This window comes from uncultured Idiomarina sp., assembly GCF_964010655.1.
Classification (GTDB): domain Bacteria; phylum Pseudomonadota; class Gammaproteobacteria; order Enterobacterales; family Alteromonadaceae; genus Idiomarina; species Idiomarina baltica.
This window is the reverse complement of record NZ_CAXGLS010000009.1, coordinates 1-16,754: the sequence shown is the minus strand read 5'-3', so window position 1 is coordinate 16,754 and position 16,754 is coordinate 1. Positions and strand designations below refer to the sequence as shown.

Annotated in this window: 17 protein-coding genes and 2 tRNA genes; 7 read left to right on the top strand and 12 right to left on the bottom strand. The window is 47.1% G+C overall.

Annotated elements, in window-relative coordinates; genetic code table 11:
* Nucleotides 1-62: 62 nt before the first annotated feature.
* On the top strand, nucleotides 63-974 hold the full coding sequence (locus ABNS04_RS04030; RefSeq protein ID WP_272977326.1) for an OmpA family protein: 912 nt from the start codon (nucleotides 63-65) through the stop codon (nucleotides 972-974).
* Nucleotides 975-979: 5 nt separating this feature from the next.
* Here the strand turns inward: ABNS04_RS04030 and nth are convergent, their stop codons facing one another.
* The 7 genes from nth to rsxA are packed head-to-tail and all read right to left on the bottom strand — an operon-like array spanning nucleotide 980 to nucleotide 7,060.
* Nucleotides 980-1,615, bottom strand: a complete 636-nt coding sequence (nth, locus tag ABNS04_RS04025) for an endonuclease III (RefSeq protein WP_006956537.1) — start codon at nucleotides 1,613-1,615, stop codon at nucleotides 980-982.
* 5 nt (nucleotides 1,616-1,620) lie between these two features.
* Nucleotides 1,621-2,310 carry an electron transport complex subunit E gene (locus tag ABNS04_RS04020; protein ID WP_272977327.1) on the bottom strand — a complete coding sequence of 230 codons (690 nt, stop codon included), beginning with the start codon at nucleotides 2,308-2,310 and terminating at the stop codon, nucleotides 1,621-1,623.
* Nucleotides 2,303-2,956: an electron transport complex subunit RsxG gene (gene rsxG, locus ABNS04_RS04015; protein ID WP_272977328.1), complete on the bottom strand. Its 654-nt coding sequence runs from the start codon at nucleotides 2,954-2,956 to the stop codon at nucleotides 2,303-2,305. The genes ABNS04_RS04020 and rsxG overlap by 8 nt, the downstream gene beginning before the upstream one ends.
* Nucleotides 2,943-4,016: an electron transport complex subunit RsxD gene (gene rsxD / locus ABNS04_RS04010; protein WP_272977329.1), complete on the bottom strand. Its 1,074-nt coding sequence runs from the start codon at nucleotides 4,014-4,016 to the stop codon at nucleotides 2,943-2,945. Before rsxD ends, rsxG begins: the two co-directional genes overlap by 14 nt.
* Nucleotides 4,016-5,890, bottom strand: a complete 1,875-nt coding sequence (rsxC, locus tag ABNS04_RS04005; RefSeq protein WP_272977330.1) for an electron transport complex subunit RsxC — start codon at nucleotides 5,888-5,890, stop codon at nucleotides 4,016-4,018. The genes rsxD and rsxC overlap by 1 nt, the downstream gene beginning before the upstream one ends.
* Before the next feature lie 4 nt (nucleotides 5,891-5,894).
* A complete protein-coding gene (rsxB, locus tag ABNS04_RS04000; RefSeq protein ID WP_006956532.1) occupies nucleotides 5,895-6,479 on the bottom strand; it encodes an electron transport complex subunit RsxB in 585 nt (194 codons plus the stop codon).
* The gene (gene rsxA, locus ABNS04_RS03995; protein WP_006956531.1) at nucleotides 6,479-7,060 is read right to left on the bottom strand and encodes an electron transport complex subunit RsxA; all 582 of its coding nucleotides are present in this window, start codon (nucleotides 7,058-7,060) and stop codon (nucleotides 6,479-6,481) included. Before rsxA ends, rsxB begins: the two co-directional genes overlap by 1 nt.
* A gap of 189 nt (nucleotides 7,061-7,249) precedes the next feature.
* On the opposite strand from rsxA, the gene ABNS04_RS03990 reads away from it, so the two are divergent.
* Entirely contained in the window at nucleotides 7,250-7,786 is a 537-nt protein-coding gene (locus ABNS04_RS03990) for a phosphatase PAP2 family protein (protein ID WP_272977331.1), read from the top strand.
* Nucleotides 7,787-7,794: 8 nt separating this feature from the next.
* Nucleotides 7,795-8,820, top strand: coding sequence for a glycosyltransferase family protein (locus ABNS04_RS03985; RefSeq protein WP_272977332.1), 1,026 nt, complete (start codon nucleotides 7,795-7,797; stop codon nucleotides 8,818-8,820).
* 20 nt (nucleotides 8,821-8,840) lie between these two features.
* Here ABNS04_RS03985 and ABNS04_RS03980 read toward each other — a convergent pair.
* The 3 genes from ABNS04_RS03980 to ABNS04_RS03970 form a co-directional block, all read right to left on the bottom strand.
* Nucleotides 8,841-8,917: transfer RNA gene (locus tag ABNS04_RS03980), tRNA-Asn, on the bottom strand.
* 24 nt (nucleotides 8,918-8,941) lie between these two features.
* A tRNA-Asn gene (locus ABNS04_RS03975) sits at nucleotides 8,942-9,018 on the bottom strand.
* A 727-nt stretch (nucleotides 9,019-9,745) separates the two neighbouring features.
* The gene (locus ABNS04_RS03970) at nucleotides 9,746-10,936 is read right to left on the bottom strand and encodes a pyridoxal phosphate-dependent aminotransferase (RefSeq protein ID WP_272977333.1); all 1,191 of its coding nucleotides are present in this window, start codon (nucleotides 10,934-10,936) and stop codon (nucleotides 9,746-9,748) included.
* Between the two features lie 135 nt (nucleotides 10,937-11,071).
* Here ABNS04_RS03970 and ABNS04_RS03965 point away from each other — a divergent pair, with 135 nt between their 5' ends.
* The 4 genes from ABNS04_RS03965 to ABNS04_RS03950 all read left to right on the top strand — a co-directional run bounded on the left by ABNS04_RS03965 (nucleotide 11,072) and on the right by ABNS04_RS03950 (nucleotide 15,191).
* On the top strand, nucleotides 11,072-12,430 hold the full coding sequence (locus tag ABNS04_RS03965; RefSeq protein WP_006956543.1) for an MATE family efflux transporter: 1,359 nt from the start codon (nucleotides 11,072-11,074) through the stop codon (nucleotides 12,428-12,430).
* A complete protein-coding gene (gene uvrB, locus ABNS04_RS03960; RefSeq protein WP_006956544.1) occupies nucleotides 12,423-14,453 on the top strand; it encodes an excinuclease ABC subunit UvrB in 2,031 nt (676 codons plus the stop codon). The genes ABNS04_RS03965 and uvrB overlap by 8 nt, the downstream gene beginning before the upstream one ends.
* A 68-nt stretch (nucleotides 14,454-14,521) precedes the next feature.
* A complete protein-coding gene (locus ABNS04_RS03955; protein WP_083404989.1) occupies nucleotides 14,522-14,716 on the top strand; it encodes a DUF2061 domain-containing protein in 195 nt (64 codons plus the stop codon).
* Nucleotides 14,661-15,191: a DUF2919 family protein gene (locus tag ABNS04_RS03950; RefSeq protein WP_006956546.1), complete on the top strand. Its 531-nt coding sequence runs from the start codon at nucleotides 14,661-14,663 to the stop codon at nucleotides 15,189-15,191. Before ABNS04_RS03955 ends, ABNS04_RS03950 begins: the two co-directional genes overlap by 56 nt.
* 11 nt (nucleotides 15,192-15,202) lie before the next feature.
* On the opposite strand, the gene fghA is transcribed toward ABNS04_RS03950, so the two are convergent.
* Nucleotides 15,203-16,030 (bottom strand): S-formylglutathione hydrolase, encoded by an 828-nt coding sequence (fghA, locus tag ABNS04_RS03945; RefSeq protein WP_272977334.1) that lies wholly within the window; start codon nucleotides 16,028-16,030, stop codon nucleotides 15,203-15,205.
* A gap of 18 nt (nucleotides 16,031-16,048) precedes the next feature.
* Nucleotides 16,049-16,754, bottom strand: a 706-nt coding sequence (locus ABNS04_RS03940; protein WP_348671197.1) for a zinc-binding dehydrogenase, incomplete at its 5' end; no start/stop codon positions are given.

Sequence of the window (16,754 nt, the reverse complement as noted above, 5' to 3'; positions counted from 1 at the left end):
ATTTGGTTAAAGGTTATTGCAACACGACCGATATAAAAGACAAGTCATTAAAGGAGGTGCGTGTGCAGGTGAATAATACGACTCGGCTATCAGCGTTAATCGTGCTGGGTAGCGCGTTGGTCAGTATCAGTTCGTTCGCAGAAGCAAACGCGGTCAGATACTACAGCGCAAACTTGGATAATTCACTTTGGTATATGGCCAACAACACGCAGCTTAACTGTGAGTTGGAGCACGTCATTCCTCGCTTCGGCAAAGTACAGTTTCATAGCGAAGCGAGTAAGCAACTCAATTTAACCATGACCTTCGATATGAACCAGCTTCCTGACAACTACAGTGTGGCACGTATCGAATCGGTTCCTCCGCAGTGGCAGCCGGGACAAAACAGCTACTCTATTGGTAGCATGGACCTATATAAGCAATTTAATGGCGAGCTTAAAAAGCAAGCAGCATGGACGTTGCTGTCTGAACTCGATAAGGGTCGTTACCCAACATTTTTGTACCAAGACTGGTATAACCCAAAAGATCAAGTTGCTGTGGCAATTTCAGCAGTGAACTTTCGCAGTGCATACGACGCATTTAAAGGTTGTATTAATGCGTTATTGCCTTTCTCATTCGAGGATATTGCATATACCGTACTGAACCATAAAGCGGATAGTGATGAGCTAACCGCGCCTTCGCGGCGGAAGCTAAAACAAATCAGCGACTACTTGAAAGTAGATGCCGACTTGAAGTTAGTATTAATAGATTCCTACACGGATGCGCTAGGCGCTCGTGAGCCGAATCAGACGCTAACAGAGCAACGCGCCAATGCTATTAAATCTTTTTTTGTCGAACGGGGTATAAAAGCGGACCGCATTCAAACGGTCGCTCACGGCGAGGATCGTCCGATCGACCATAATGATAATGAAATAGGCCGCCAGAAGAACCGCCGAGTTATCGTGCAGTTAAATAAATCCTCAGACGTTGAGCTATAGTTGCATCAATCGCTGGTTTTTTCTTTAAACTCGCAAAGGTCTTCAATAACACAGCTGCCGCAGCGCGGTTTGCGCGCAACGCAGGTGTAGCGCCCGTGCAGAATAAGCCAGTGATGGACATCCACTTTAAACTCTTTGGGCACGACTTTAATTAGCTTCTGTTCAACCTCATTGACGTTCTTGCCGGGAGCCAGTTTAGTACGATTAGAGACTCTAAAGATATGCGTATCTACAGCAATAGTCGGCCAGCCAAATGCTGTATTAAGCACTACGTTAGCCGTTTTACGTCCAACACCGGGTAGAGCTTCCAAAGCTTCTCGGCTTTCTGGGACTTCGCCATCGTACTGTTCAACTAGTATCTTACAGGTTTTATAGGCGTTTTCTGCTTTTGAATTAAATAGGCCGATGGTTTTGATATATTCTTTTATACCATCTACGCCAAGCGCTAACATGGTCTCTGCCGTAGGCGCCGCCGGGAAAAGCTTACGTGTGGCTTTATTGACACCCACATCGGTTGCTTGAGCTGATAACAATACGGCAATTAGCAGTTGGAAAGGCGACTCATACTCTAACTCAGTGGTTGGGTTAGGATTGTTGTCACGCAAACGACTTAAAATTTGATAACGTTTATCTTTATTCATATCAATTAGCTTTCGGCTGTCACACGTGCGCGTGTAACTGTTTTCTCAGTTGATTGGATTTGTGCGCGTTTTGCGTCAATACGGTTTTTTATCGCAATAATGAAACCCATACCAATGAAGGCACCTGGAGGTAAAATCGCCAACAGCAATGGATAATCAAGACTAAACAGTTCGATACGCAATTGCTTGGCCCACTCGCCTAGCAATAGTTCAGCGCCATCAAATAGCGTGCCATTGCCGAGCACTTCGCGTATTCCGCCTAAGACGACTAACACGGCAGCAAAACCCAGCCCCATCATCAGGCCATCGATAGCCGCATGGTGCCATTTATTTTTGGATGCATAAGCCTCTGCGCGGCCGATGATAGCGCAGTTGGTTACGATTAATGGAATGAAAATGCCAAGCGTTTGGTAAAGCTGATAGACGTAGGCATTCATCAATAACTGGATAATGGTAACAAAGGTGGCTATTACCATAACGAAAACAGGAATACGTATTTCCTGAGGCACCCATTGGCGAACCAGTGAAACTGTAATGTTTGAGCCCATTAAAACAAATAGCGTAGCTAAGCCGAGTCCTAAGGCGTTGGTCACAGAGGCGGTGACGGCAAGTAGCGGGCATAAACCTAAAAGTTGAACTAAAGCCGGGTTATTTTCCCACAAACCCTGTTTAGTCAGTGTTTTAAACTCACTCATGGGATTCACCTTGTGAAGCTGAATTGCATTGCGGTAACGAGTCTTGGAACAGTTGGGTACTGTTTTGCTGTAAATACCAAGTGGCGGATTTTACTGCACCCACTACTGCGCGTGGCGTTATCGTTGCGCCCGTAAATTGATCGAACATACCACCATCTCGTTGCACCGCCCATCGTTCGTCATCCTCATCTGTCAAGCGTTTGCCCGCAAATGATCGTATCCAGTCACTCTTTTGTTTTTCGATCTTATCACCCAAGCCCGGCGTCTCTTGGTGTTGTAGTGTTCGTACACCCAACACTTCACCATCAGGTTTGATGGCAACCAGTAAGCGGATTTTTCCTGAGTATCCGTTAGGAGCTACGGCCTCAGCAGCTAAAGCGCTGGGTTTACCATTCAGGTAACCGCGGTAAATTGGAACAGGCTGCTCACTCAGTGCGTTATCTGACAACAGGCCGCAGGAGTGATAGAGGTCATTGTCGTGAAGCTCAGGAGGGATGATTTCATTCAGCGAAGCGAGTGTTTGCGTGCGCTGTTGCTCCGCAATGGCATCTTCTGTGACGGCTTCCACACTAAGCACCAACGCAGTCGATACTAAAGCAAACAACCCCAGTAACAAGCCGTTTTTCTGCATGCTATTCAGCGTCATGTTTCGCTCCTGAGTGATGTCCGTAAACAGTTGGGCGAGTATAACGGTCAATAATGGGAACACACAGGTTCGCAAGTAGCACTGCGAAAGCCACTGCATCGGGATAACCGCCCCAGGTTCTAATCACCCATACCAATAAACCGATGAGTAAGCCAAATAATAACCGCCCGCGATCCGATGTTGCTGCCGAGACTGGATCCGTAGCGATAAAAAACGCACCCAGCATCGTCGCGCCGCTCAGCGCATGAAAGATAGGTCCTGGTATAATGCTGGGAGCGAACATGTGTGCCAAAAAGCTTGGTACAAGTAGACCCGCTAGAAAGCCAACAGGGATATGCCAACGGATGATGTGTTGTTGCAGTAAGATAATGCCGCCTAGCAGAAAACCCAAATTAAGCCATTGCCAGCCAATACCCGCTAAACTTCCTAGCATGGGTTGCTGATATGCCTCGGTTAAGATCTTGCCTTGATCGAGCGCGGTTTTAACACCGTCAAGTGGGGTCGCCATCGACATACCGTCAACGGTAGTGCGTAGTTGTTCAACATCGTACCCGGTGGGTGTGTACTCAAAAATAATAGTGTGTAGTGTTTGCCACAGTCCTAAATCGTAGGGGGCAATAGGAGCTGCGGGTAGCCAGTGTGTCATTTGGACAGGAAAAGAAATGAGTAACAACACGTAGCCTGCCATTGCAGGGTTAAATATGTTTTGTCCCATGCCTCCATAAACTTGCTTTACGACGACGATCGAAAATAGCGTCCCGATTACAATAATCCACCAAGGCGCCAAGGGAGGGATGCTAATGGCTAATAAAACCGCTGTCACCAATGCGGTGTTATCTCGCAATGCCTGACGCGCGCTACGTTCACGCGCCCAAACACAAATAGATTCAGATAGGTACGCGACAGTGACGGCGATCAAAATCTGAAACCAAACGCCCCAACCAAAAAAGTATGATTGGATAATCACGCCAGGAATAAGCGCGAACACCACCCAGGCCATTACTTGGTTCGTCTTTTTTTGGCTATGCCCATGCGGAGCGGCGGCCACTTTAAAGCTCATTATTGTTTATCCTCCTGATCAGGGCTTTGGCTGGCTCGATCGTCTGATGTTTGCTGTTCGCGTGCTTGCTTTTTCTTTTTAGCGCGAGCAATAGCCGCCGCGACCGCTGCTGATTTATCCTGTGCTGGGCGTTGCTGTTCAGTGGCTGGGCTTTCGGCTTCAACATCGCTTTCACGAGCCGTTTGCTGGGCCGCTTTCTTTGCCTTAGCACGTTCGATAGCTGCGGCTACTGCTGCTGATTTCTTCGACTTTTGCTTGGATTCAGCGTCTGTAGGTTGAGCCGGGGTCGAGCTACCGTCCTCTTGCGCTGCTTTTTTGGCTTTCGCACGAGCAATGGCGGCAGCAACCGCTGATGACTTACCGTCGTTGTCCGACGGCTGTTCAGATGCTTCTTGGGCCTGTTGTTGCTGCATTTGCTTACGCGCTTCGGCGGCCTTTCGGTGACGCTCTAAACGTTCTTCTTTTTCACGCTCTAAACGCGCTTGACGCGCTTCGAAACGTTTTTTCGCGAGTTCAGCTTTTGCTTGTTCGCGCGCTTGGTTACGCATCTGAGATTTTGCCTGACGGTAGTAATGCACAAGTGGTATTTCACTTGGACAAACAAATGCACATGCACCGCACTCAATACAATCAAACAGATTATTTTCTTCGAGTGCTGGATAATCTTTGGCTTTTGCCAACCATTGCAATTGCTGCGGTTGAAGAGTGGCAGGGCATACCTCTGCGCAGGCTCCACAACGGATACACGCCATTTCATCGCCCGGTGGTGGCAGTTCTCGGGTACTCGGCACGAGAATACAGTTAGTGGTTTTGATGACGGGCACTGCGGTAATTGGCAACGTGAAGCCCATCATGGGACCGCCCATAATAACTCGCTGTTGCTGCTCTGGCTTAAAACCAGCGTATTCAAGCAGGGCATCAACAGGCGTTCCTAATGGTGACCAGACGTTGCCTGGTTGCTCAATACATTCACCCGTCAGGGTTACCACACGCTCGATTAACGGCTTATCGTCAATTACCGCCTCTTTTACAGCAAATGCAGTCCCCACGTTTTGCATGATAATACCCATCTCAATAGGGAGTTGTTTGCTCGGCACTTCGTGGCCAGTGAGCAGTTGGATAAGTTGCTTCTCTCCTCCTGATGGATACTTCGTCGGCACGATGCGAAGCTCAATATCATCATATTCCGCTATAGCGGCGCGCATACTGTCGATAGCTTCTGGTTTGTTATCCTCAATCGCGAGCAACGTTTTATCGGTACCCGTGATGTAAGCTAGAATTCGCATACCGAGCACAATATCTCTAGCATGTTCGCGCATTAAGCGATCGTCGGCGCAAATATAGGGTTCGCACTCAACGCCATTAATGATTAGATAACTGACCGGTTTTTGCTGGGCGAGCTTTTGTGAAGTAGGGAAGCCCGCTCCTCCTAACCCTGCAACTCCGGCTGCCTGAATAATATCTAACAACTCGGCTTTATCACGTTGCTGATAATCAGGCAAAGGCTGACGTTCTCGCCACTTATCTTCGCCATCCGGTGTAATCACAATAGCTTGTTCTGGGAGACCTGAAGCATGCGACATAGGTCGTTGTTCAATCGCTTTTACCGTGCCTGAAGTGGGTGCGTGCAGTGGCAGGCCTTGATGCAATGCCGCATCAGTTAATGCTTGACCTTTTAGTACACGTTCTCCTACGCGCACTGTGCACTGACCCGATAAGCCGATATGTTGACGTAACGGAAGAATAAGCTCATCAGCATAAGGAACTCGGCGCAACGCCTGCTCACTCGCGGGTTGTTTGCGCTCTGGTGGATGTATACCGCCGGGAAAGCGTGCAATTTGACCTGACTCAACGAACTGCTTGATGTCTTGCATCGTCTTACTCCACCAGTTTGACGGGAATGGTATCGGCTTTGTGGATATTCTGTTTCACGCTATCGAGGTTCCACTGCCAGGTTTCGGGTTTAGCTTTGATTTCTACCATATCAATGCAATCGACAGGGCAGGGCTCGACACATAAATCACAGCCGGTACATTCATGCTCAATAACGGTATGCATTTGTTTTGCGGCACCTAAAATGGCGTCTACAGGGCAGGCTTGGATGCACTTCGTGCAACCAATACACTCATCCTCGCGAATGATGGCGACTTTTTTGACACTCTCTTCACCATGCGCTGCGTCGAGAGGCTTGGCCTCGACACCCATCAGGTCCGCGAGTTTTTTTATTGTAGCTTCACCGCCAGGCGGGCACTTGTTGATCTCGTCGCCATTAGCAATCGCCTCTGCATAAGGACGACAACCCGGATAGCCACATTGTCCACACTGAGTTTGCGGCAGGATCTCATCGATTTGATCAACGATAGGGTCGCTTTCTACCTTAAACTTGATAGCTGCGAAACCGAGGATTAAGCCAAATATCAGCGCAAGCGCACCGATAGCGATTAAACCAACTACAAAACTCATTATTGGGTCACCAATCCGCTAAAGCCCATAAACGCGAGTGACATTAAGCCCGCTGTTATCATCGCAATCGCTGAGCCTTTAAAAGCTTTCGGTACATCGGCCGCAGCCAAGCGCTCGCGAATGCCAGAAAATAGAATTAAAACGAGTGAAAAACCGACTGCTGCACCAAACCCGTAAACGATTGACTGTACGAAATTATGTTGTTCGTTGATATTCAGAAGTGCTACACCCAGAACCGCACAGTTGGTGGTAATAAGCGGAAGAAAAATACCCAGTAGACGATAGAGTGTCGGACTCGTTTTATGCACCACCATTTCAGTAAATTGTACGACCACCGCGATGACCAAAATAAAACTCAAGGTTTGCAGTGCCATTAACCCCAACGGTTCGAGTAAGTACTGATTCACTAAGTAGCTGCATACCGATGCTAAGGTTAGTACAAATGTGGTTGCCGCCGACATGCCAATCGCCGTATCTAGCTTGTTAGATACGCCCATGAATGGGCAAAGTCCCAAAAACTTTACCAATACAAAATTGTTGACCAGTACGGTGCCTATAAGCAGCAGCAAGTAATCCGTCATTCAATTCTTCCACACGTGATTTAAACCGGCGCCTATTATCGGTGTTTTGACATTGATAAACAACAGACAGAGGTCAATAGAACGGACAAGATTCGTCGAATTTTGTCACTGTTATTTAACGTAACTGACGCGTGACTGTCATTTTGTTAGCGCAATGTAACGGGCAAGCCAATAAACGGGGGCATTGTCATGGTCTGGTTAACAGCATTGCAAGAAACCGCGTTACGAGTCGATTTAAGCTGGTTCACTCGTATTCATCGTTTAAATCAACATCGTTGGATTGCCGCTGTTGCGCAATGTTTTTCGCGTTCGGGGGACGGTTACTGGTACTTTATCGCTGGATTAGTATTTGTTTTACACAGTGCCGATGGACAAGCCTTCTTTATCGCATGTGCGGCTATTTTTTTATTCGAGCGTCCGCTTTATTGGTGGCTAAAAAACAAGCTCAAACGGGCACGACCAACGACTTTAATGGCTTCTAAAAAACTGTTTGTCGCTCAGGATGAGTTTAGCTTTCCTTCGGGTCATACTTGCGCCGCCTTTATCTTCGTGACCTGTCTCTCTTACTACTACCCCGTTTTCGCACTGTATCTTTTGCCGTGGGCATGTGCTGTCGGAGTTTCCCGCGTCGTAGTGGGAGCACATTATGTATCGGATGTCTGTGTCGGCGCGCTACTTGGCATCACCTTTGTCGAAACCTTCTTTCTTATTCACTCTGCATTCTAGGGTTAACTATGCGAATTTTGTTCGGTGTTCAAGGGACGGGTAATGGTCATTTAAGTCGTTGCCACACGTTATCGAAATGGCTGAATCACTATGCGGTTGATGTGGACTACTTAATCTCGGGACGTGAACCGAGCCGTTTATTTGATATGGGTGCGTTCGGCGACTATCAATGGCGTCAGGGACTGAGCTTTGCCACGCAAAATGGCCGCGTGGATTACTTGAATTCCTATCGAAATAATTCTTTTAAGCAGTTTTGGTCAGACGTAAAGACACTCGACCTGTCCGCTTATGACCTCGTTTTGACAGATTATGAGCCTGTTACAGCATGGGCTGCAAAACGGGCTAAAAAGCAATGCATCGGAATTGGCCGACAGTACGCATTTAAAGAGCCATCGCTTTACTCTAAGCTTACGCTACTACAGCGCGGTCTCATTGACTATTTTGCACCGGCTTCACGTTGGCTCGGTATGCATTGGCAACCGCTTGATAATTGTATTGCACCGATTGTAAGAGAACATCAATTCGAGGCTGAGGTCAGTCAGCGTCACGTGTTGGTTTATTTGTCATTTGAAAATTTAGAGCAAGTGGTTGATGCACTCATTCCATTAAAGTCCTACCAATTTTCAGTTTTTCACCCAAGCATAAAGCAAACGGACAACCTAGATGCGCCTCATATTTTGGGTTTCCCTCCGTCGCGTGAGGGCTTTAAATGTCAGTTCGAAACTGCGGAGTATGTATTAGCTAATGCCGGATTTGAAACCACGTGTGAGGCACTTCAGAGCGATAAACAGTTTGCTGTTAAACCTTTGCGAGGTCAGTTCGAGCAACACTGGAATAGCAAGCTTTTAGCTGACAGTCAGCTTGCTTACGTAATGCATGAAATTTCAGAGGATAATGTGCGTGCATGGTTAGCGGGCCATCAACGCGCTGCCCTCAATTGTGAATGGCCAAATATGGCAGACAATATCGCGCAATGGATAAAATCGGGTGCACAGGAAAACGAAAAAACTAGATTGACGGCGCTTTGGAGATAACAACTTTGGAAGCTTGAGATTGGCTCCCCAGGTTGGATTCGAACCAACGACACATGGATTAACAGTCCACCGCTCTAACCAACTGAGCTACTGGGGAACAAATTGTAGTATTAAAACGTGTTGGCTCCCCAGGTTGGATTCGAACCAACGACACATGGATTAACAGTCCACCGCTCTAACCAACTGAGCTACTGGGGAACACGTCTTAACGGCGTCGAATATTAAAGACCTATGCGGCGCCTGTCAACTAATGATGCGGTATTTTTATTGTTTTTTCATTTAACTGCTTAAATCTTGTGCGAGTGTATATTTTGTAGCCTTATACCAAAAACTGTGTGCTAAAGGCTGTCCATGTAAATGTCAAGTACCTGTCATAAAGCCAGTTATGCCTTATGTTATAAGTTGTTGCTCGCTGAGGATATCCACATACCGCTGAAATCCGCATCAGTTAAAGCCTACAGGATCTTATCCACGGATTCTGTGGATAACCCTGTGTTTAAGTATGTGAAATAGTACGTTTAGTGCGGTTTTCAGCTAAGGTTAGCGATTGTTCAGAAAATGCATCAATCATTAAAAACCTAATAAAAACAATGTCTTATAAAAACAAAACAAAAACATGGCTGAATTGACTGAGTGAGCACCCAAGATTGCCCGAAGAATCAGCAACTTGTGTATTTCTTATTTAATTTGGGTGATTTTTAGGCACGCTTTAAGCGTCTGTTGAAGGCTTTCAGGTCCCATTTGTCAAGCCATCAAATTGATTTTTTTGTAATAAATAAGCATATAAAAGTGGGGTTGTTGTAATAAAAATGTCTTGTGTGTTTCTCGATTTTGATAGCGGGATCGCGCCTTATTTCTAAGGTGAAAATATAAAAAAAGCCCTATTAGTACGCTAATAGGGCTCTAATGCTGATAAATAGATGTTTTATTTTAATGCTTTGACAAATTGATTGATGCGAGCGACTGCTTTTTTTAGTGTATCGAGGCTTGTTGCAAATGAGAGTCGACAGTAGCCTTCAGTGCCAAAGGCTGAACCGGGCACTAATGCGACATTAGCTTCGGTCAGCAGTTTTTCACACAACTCAACATCGTTTGCAACACCTGCTTTTTCAATTAGGTTTTGGATACGCGCGAAAGTGTAGAAGGTGCCATCACCTTTTACGCACTCAATACCCTCTATCTCGTTAAGTGCACTCACCAAGTAATCGTGGCGCTCCTTAAACGCACTGACCATTGTATCGATGCAGCTTTGGTCGCCATTTAAAGCGGCTACTGCCGCATGTTGGCTAATGCTGGCTGGATTTGACGTGCTCTGAGACTGAATCTTTTTCATCGCCGCAATGATAGGTGCTGGACCTGCTGCATAACCAATACGCCAGCCGGTCATTGCGTAGGCTTTCGAAACACCGGATAAGATAACTGTGCGGTCGCGTAATTCAGGCGCAACCATCACAATATTAGCGAATTGGCTACGATCCCATAAAATATGCTCATACATATCATCTGTCGCGATCAGCACATTTGGGAAATCAACCAGTACATCAGCAAGTGCACGTAGTTCCTCTGCTGAGTAGGCTGTACCACTCGGGTTAGATGGACTGTTGATAAACATTAAACGGGTTTTTTCGGTTAATGAGTCGCGCAATTGCTCAGGAGTGATTTTAAACCGCTGCTCTAAATCGGTATGGACGATCACGGGCTCTGCTTCAACCAGCTTTACCATATCTGGATAAGAAACCCAGTAAGGCGCCGGTATCACCACTTCATCACCCGGGTTGAGCCAAGCACTCAGTAAATTAAAAATGCTGTGTTTACCGCCTGCCGAGACGATGATTTCATCAAGACCGTATTCCAACTGGTTATCACGTTTAAACTTATCGGAAACTGCTTGTTTAAGTTCGACAATACCATCAACCGCAGTGTACTTGGTTTTGCCGTCTTCGATGGCTTTAATAGCAGCTTGTTTGACAAAATCGGGTGTATCAAAGTCGGGTTCACCCACACCTAAACCAATCACATCTTTACCCGCGCTTCTTAATTCGTTGGCTTTTTGCGTTACTGCCAGCGTAGGAGAAGGTTGGATAGAATTAACGCGCTTTGAGAGCTGATAGTCCACTACGTATTCCTTCCGATTTTGCTTATGTAAACAGCTCTCTACTATACGGATCGGTCGCGTTAAAGTCTATCAACATAGCCAAACAATAGATGTTTGCTGTACACTAATGAGGTTAATTCAACAGGAGGTATTTTCATGGCTACAACCGACGCATCTCGAAGTCTTATCAACGCGCCGGTTGGAAAAACGCTATGGGAAATGACGTGGCCCGTTATCTTTGGTGTCGCTACGCTGATAAGTTTTAATGTCGTAGATACTTTCTTTATTAGTCTGTTAGGTACTGACCCACTTGCTGCCGTCAGCTTTACCTTTCCAATCACCTTTACGGTTGTTAGCCTCACCATCGGCTTGGGTATTGGTACATCCGCTGTTATCGCGCGTAAGTACGGTCGGGATAAACCCGAAGAAGCTCATTTCGATGGTTTTGCTGCACTCTCGGTTTCCGCTTTACTTGTTCTGATACTGTCAGCCGTTGGCTATATTTTCATGGACAGTATTTTTACCCTCCTGCAAGCACAACAACGTTTACTGCCGCTGATCCGTGAATATATGACGCTATGGTTTGCGGGCAGCGTCATGTTGGTCACGCCAATGGTCGGCAATGCGGTATTGCGCGCATCGGGCGACACACGAACACCATCATTGATTATGGCCTCGGGCGGTTTGGCGAATGCCATTTTTGATCCGATCCTTATTTTTGGTTGGGGACCGATCCCTGCGATGGGTATTGAGGGAGCCGCTTTAGCGAGCGTGATTTCGTGGTTGAGTGGTGTGGTTCTCGTGTTTTGGTTACTTAATCGTAAGCAGCTTATTCGGGTACGTATCGAAACGACACGCGGGTTGTTTCGCGAATGGGTCGATGCTGCTCGCGCTATTCTGAAAATTGGTCTGCCAGCGGCAGGCGCCAATATTCTGACTCCGCTCGCGATGTCGGTCATGACGGCTATTATTGCATCTTATGGTGCGGCGGCAGTGGCGGCATTTGGCGTTGGCACTCGACTCGAGTCGCTCGCGAGTATCATTATTCTGGCGCTATCCATGTCGTTGCCGCCGTTGATTAGCCAAAACTTTGGTGCCAACCGAGTTGATCGGGTACGAGAGGCCTATGGCAAAGCCTTAAAAGCGGTATTTGCCATTCAACTGGTTATCTATGCGGCGATGGCAATAACGGCACCGTGGATTGCGATGGCATTTGCGAAAGAGCAAGAAGTGGCGCGTATCGTTGAATTGTTTATCTACATAATGCCCATCGGTTATGGCTTCCAGGGTTGGATCATTCTCTCGAACTCGAGTTTTAATGCCATTCATAAACCCATGCGTGCGCTCGGCTTAAGTGTCATCCGCTTATTTGTTTTTTTCGTACCCTTGTCCTACTTAGGTAGTCTACTAGCGGACCTACACGGCTTATTTATTGGCGGTGTGGTGGCTAATATCATCACAGCGGCTATCGCTTATATATGGTTTACGCGAGCGTTGAGGAGGGTTGGTGAGTAAAGCATTTGAATTAATATCGAGTTACCAGCCTGCGGGTGATCAGCCTGCGGCGATTGAAAAAATTCTAGAGAATTTAGACGCGGGTCTTGCCCATCAAACTTTACTCGGCGTCACAGGCTCGGGTAAGACGTTTACCATGGCTAACGTGATTGCCCAGTCGCAACGCCCGACGCTTATCCTAGCCCACAACAAAACGTTGGCAGCACAGCTCTATGGTGAGATGAAAGAATTCTTTCCTAATAATGCTGTCGAATATTTCGTGTCCTATTACGATTATTATCAGCCCGAAGCCTATGTGCCCACCACTGATACCTTTATTGAAAAAGATGCATCGATAAACGACCACATTGAACAAATGCGTCTGTCAGCGACAAAAGCGTTGATGGAGCGCCGTGATGTTGTGTTGGTGGCTTCGGTTTCGGCGATTTATGGTTTGGGTGATCCCGAATCATATATGAAGATGATGCTGCATTTGCGTCGTGGCGACATTATTGACCAGCGCGATATTTTGCGGCGCTTGGCGCAGCTACAGTATAAGCGAAACGATGCGGCCTTCGAGCGGGGCACCTATCGTGTGCGCGGTGAGGTCATTGACATTTTCCCCGCTGAATCGGAAGAGCTTGCAGTGCGCGTTGAACTATTTGATAACGAAGTCGACCGTATCAGCTTTTTTGAGCCGCTCACGGGGCAAGTGACCGAAGCGGATGTTGCGCGTGCGACTATTTATCCAAAGACACACTATGTCACGCCACGTGAAGTTTTAGTCGAAGCAATTGAGAAAATCAAAGACGAGTTAAAAGATCGTCGAGATGTATTGCTGAAACAAAATAAATTGCTTGAAGAGCAACGTATTAATCAGCGCACTCAGTTTGATATTGAAATGATGTTGGAGCTTGGCTATTGCTCCGGTATCGAAAACTATTCACGTTATCTGTCTGGACGTGCTCCGGGCGAGCCACCACCCACCTTGATGGATTACTTACCTGATGACGCGCTGCTTATCATTGATGAGTCTCATGTGACGGTATCGCAGGTCGGCGCTATGTATAAGGGGGACCGCTCACGAAAGGAAAATCTGGTGGAGTATGGCTTTCGACTGCCGAGTGCGTTGGATAACCGACCGTTAAAGTTTGATGAATTCGAGGCTATCGCACCACAAACAGTTTATGTCTCTGCAACACCTGGGAAATATGAGCTTGAACGCAGTAGTGGCGAGGTGGTTGAGCAGGTCGTGCGACCCACAGGTTTAGTGGATCCCATTATTGAAGTGCGGGCAGTAGCGACGCAGGTCGATGATTTAATGTCTGAAGTCCGTTTGCGCGTGGAAAAAGAAGAACGTGTACTTGCGACAACATTGACCAAAAAGATGGCCGAAGACTTAAGTGACTACCTCGATGAGCACGGCATCCGTGTACGCTATCTTCACTCAGACATTGATACGGTCGAACGAATGGAGATTATTCGCGACTTGCGACTCGGTGAGTTTGATGTGTTAGTCGGCATTAACTTGCTGCGAGAAGGTCTTGATATGCCGGAAGTTTCCCTAGTCGCCATTCTTGATGCTGATAAAGAGGGCTTCTTACGCTCTGATCGTTCTTTGATTCAGACCATTGGTCGTGCAGCACGTAACGTGAATGGTAAGGCGATTCTTTATGGCGATCGGATTACCGGTTCGATGCAACGCGCGATTGAGGAGACGGATCGTCGTCGTGAAAAGCAAATTGCATTTAACGAAGAGCATGGTATCACGCCACAAAAATTGAATAAGAAAGTCACCGACGTGATGGACTTAGGGCAAGGCGGTGCAAACCGTAAAAACCGTGCGGCGAAAGCCGTTGCCGAGGTGGCGTCAGGTTATGATCCACGCACCGTGATGATCAAAGATACGAATGCGGTGATTAAAGAAATCGAAGCAAAAGAAAAAGAAATGTATGAAGCGGCTCAAAACCTTGAGTTTGAGAAGGCGGCACAGTTACGTGACGATATCAAAACACTACGTGAACAACTTAAACGAGCAGTTTAATCGGTTTTTATAATTAGAAATGTAAATCGTAATTGCTATCATTTCGTTAGACAGGAATGGAGGGCATTATGATAAAGACAGCTAGTTTTGCCGTGATGCATTTCTCAATCGCTTTTACAGTGGTTTGGGTGATGACAGGCGATATCGTTATGGGTGGTGCCGTGGCATTAATTGAGCCATTGGTAAACACGGTAGGTTATTATTTTCATGAAAAGATCTGGCAACGGAGCGGCGTTCGTCGAACGAGCGCGCTATCTGGATAAAGAGGGGCGCGCGAGCACCCCTCTATTTTTCATTTGGGTCACATTCTTTTTATGCCGTGGCTATCTCGCAGGTATTGTCTCGCTTACCTTCAATGAAGATCGCACGCGTTTACTCTCGTTATTTTATAAAAGCTCAGAACAATTTGGTCTCATGCTGGTGGTCGGCTTGCCTGCGTTACTCGTTCTGTTGGCAACAAGTTTCGCCAAAGAGGATGGTTACAACTGGGCTAATCATGTGATGCGAGCTGCTCAGCCCCTGATGTTGGTCTCCCTCGTGTTAGATGCGATATTAATTAGTAGTTTGTTAATGCATCAGCATGGCAGTTTTTCTTGGGGGAAAGCGAGTATTATCTTGGCATGGTTTATTAGTCTTTGGTACGTCAGTAAGTCGCGGCAATGGCGCTTTTATCGGCGTCATCTTGCTGAAAAGCCTGAATCATCGGTGTCCGAAGACACCGATAAATCCGCGCAATAAGGGCGAGCGTGTTAGAGCAGATAATGCGCGTGGAAGCGTAACTGCTCTTCAATGAAACTGCTGATAAAGTAGTAACTATGATCGTAGCCTTCGTGCAGATAGATAGCGCCCGGTCCATCTGTTTCGTCGAATACAGCTTGCAAAGCCTCAGGCTTGAGTTGCTCTTCTAGAAAGTTGTCTGCTAAACCTTGGTCGACGCGAATCGGTCTGACTTGCCCATAAGCTTTGATAAGTTCAACCGCATCATAGTCTTTCCAAGCATCACGGTTGCCTCCCAAATATTGCGTAAACGCATATTCACCCCAGGGGCATTGAGTCGGATGGGTGATCGGTGAGAATGCCGAAATACTTTGATAGCGCTCTGGGTTCCGCACACCAATGACAAGCGCGCCATGGCCACCCATGGAGTGACCGGCAATCGAGCGTTTATCCGTTAGCGGGAACTGTGCCTCTACGCATTTTGGGAGCTCATCAAGAATGTAGTCGTACATTTGATAGTGTTTAGCCCAAGGCGTTTCGGTCGCATTCAGATAAAAACCTGCACCTTTGCCAAAGTCATAACGATCTTCGTCAGGTACCTCATCACCGCGCGGGCTGGTGTCAGGAATAATTAGTGCGATACCGAGCTGCGCAGCGACGCGCTGTGCACCTGCTTTAGTAGAGAAATTCTCATCAGTACACGTTAGCCCTGATAAAAAGTACACGCTGGGGACTGCATGATGCTCTGCTTGGGGCGGTAGAAACACACTCAACTGCATATCGCAGTTGAGTGTCGAAGAGCGGTGCTTAAGGCGGACTTGACGGCCGCCAAACGTACGTACTTCGCTTACGATTTCCATAGTGGATACCTTTGTCGCTTAGTAGTGGATAACTGAACGAATCGACTTACCTTCGTGCATGAGCTCAAACGCTTCGTTGATCTCTTCAAGTGACATGTTGTGAGTAATGAAGGTATCTAAATCAAACTTCCCATCCATGTACTGTTGCACGTAGTCGGGCAATTGGCTGCGACCTTTGACGCCACCAAAAGCGCTTCCACGCCATACGCGACCGGTGACCAGTTGGAATGGGCGGGTTGAGATCTCTTCACCTGCGCCGGCGACACCAATAATTACCGATTCGCCCCAACCTTTGTGGCAGCATTCAAGCGCCGAACGCATGACTTCGACGTTACCGATACATTCGAACGAGAAGTCGACACCGCCGTCGGTCATATCGACAATCACTTCTTGGATAGGCTTGTCGTAATCTGTTGGATTAACAAAATCAGTCGCACCGAGCTGCTTGGCAATTTCGAACTTATCTTCGTTCACATCAATCGCAATAATGCGTGACGCTTTCGCTTGTACGGCACCGATAATGACGGCTAGACCGATACCACCAAGCCCAAATACCGCGACCGTATCACCTTCTTGTACATCAGCTGTGTTCTTAACTGCACCCATGCCGGTAGTGACACCACAACCGAGTAAGCAGACTTTTTCAAGCGGTGCTTCTTTTGGAATCTTAGCGACGGAAATCTCTGGCAATACGGTGTATTCAGAAAATGTCGAAGTACCCATG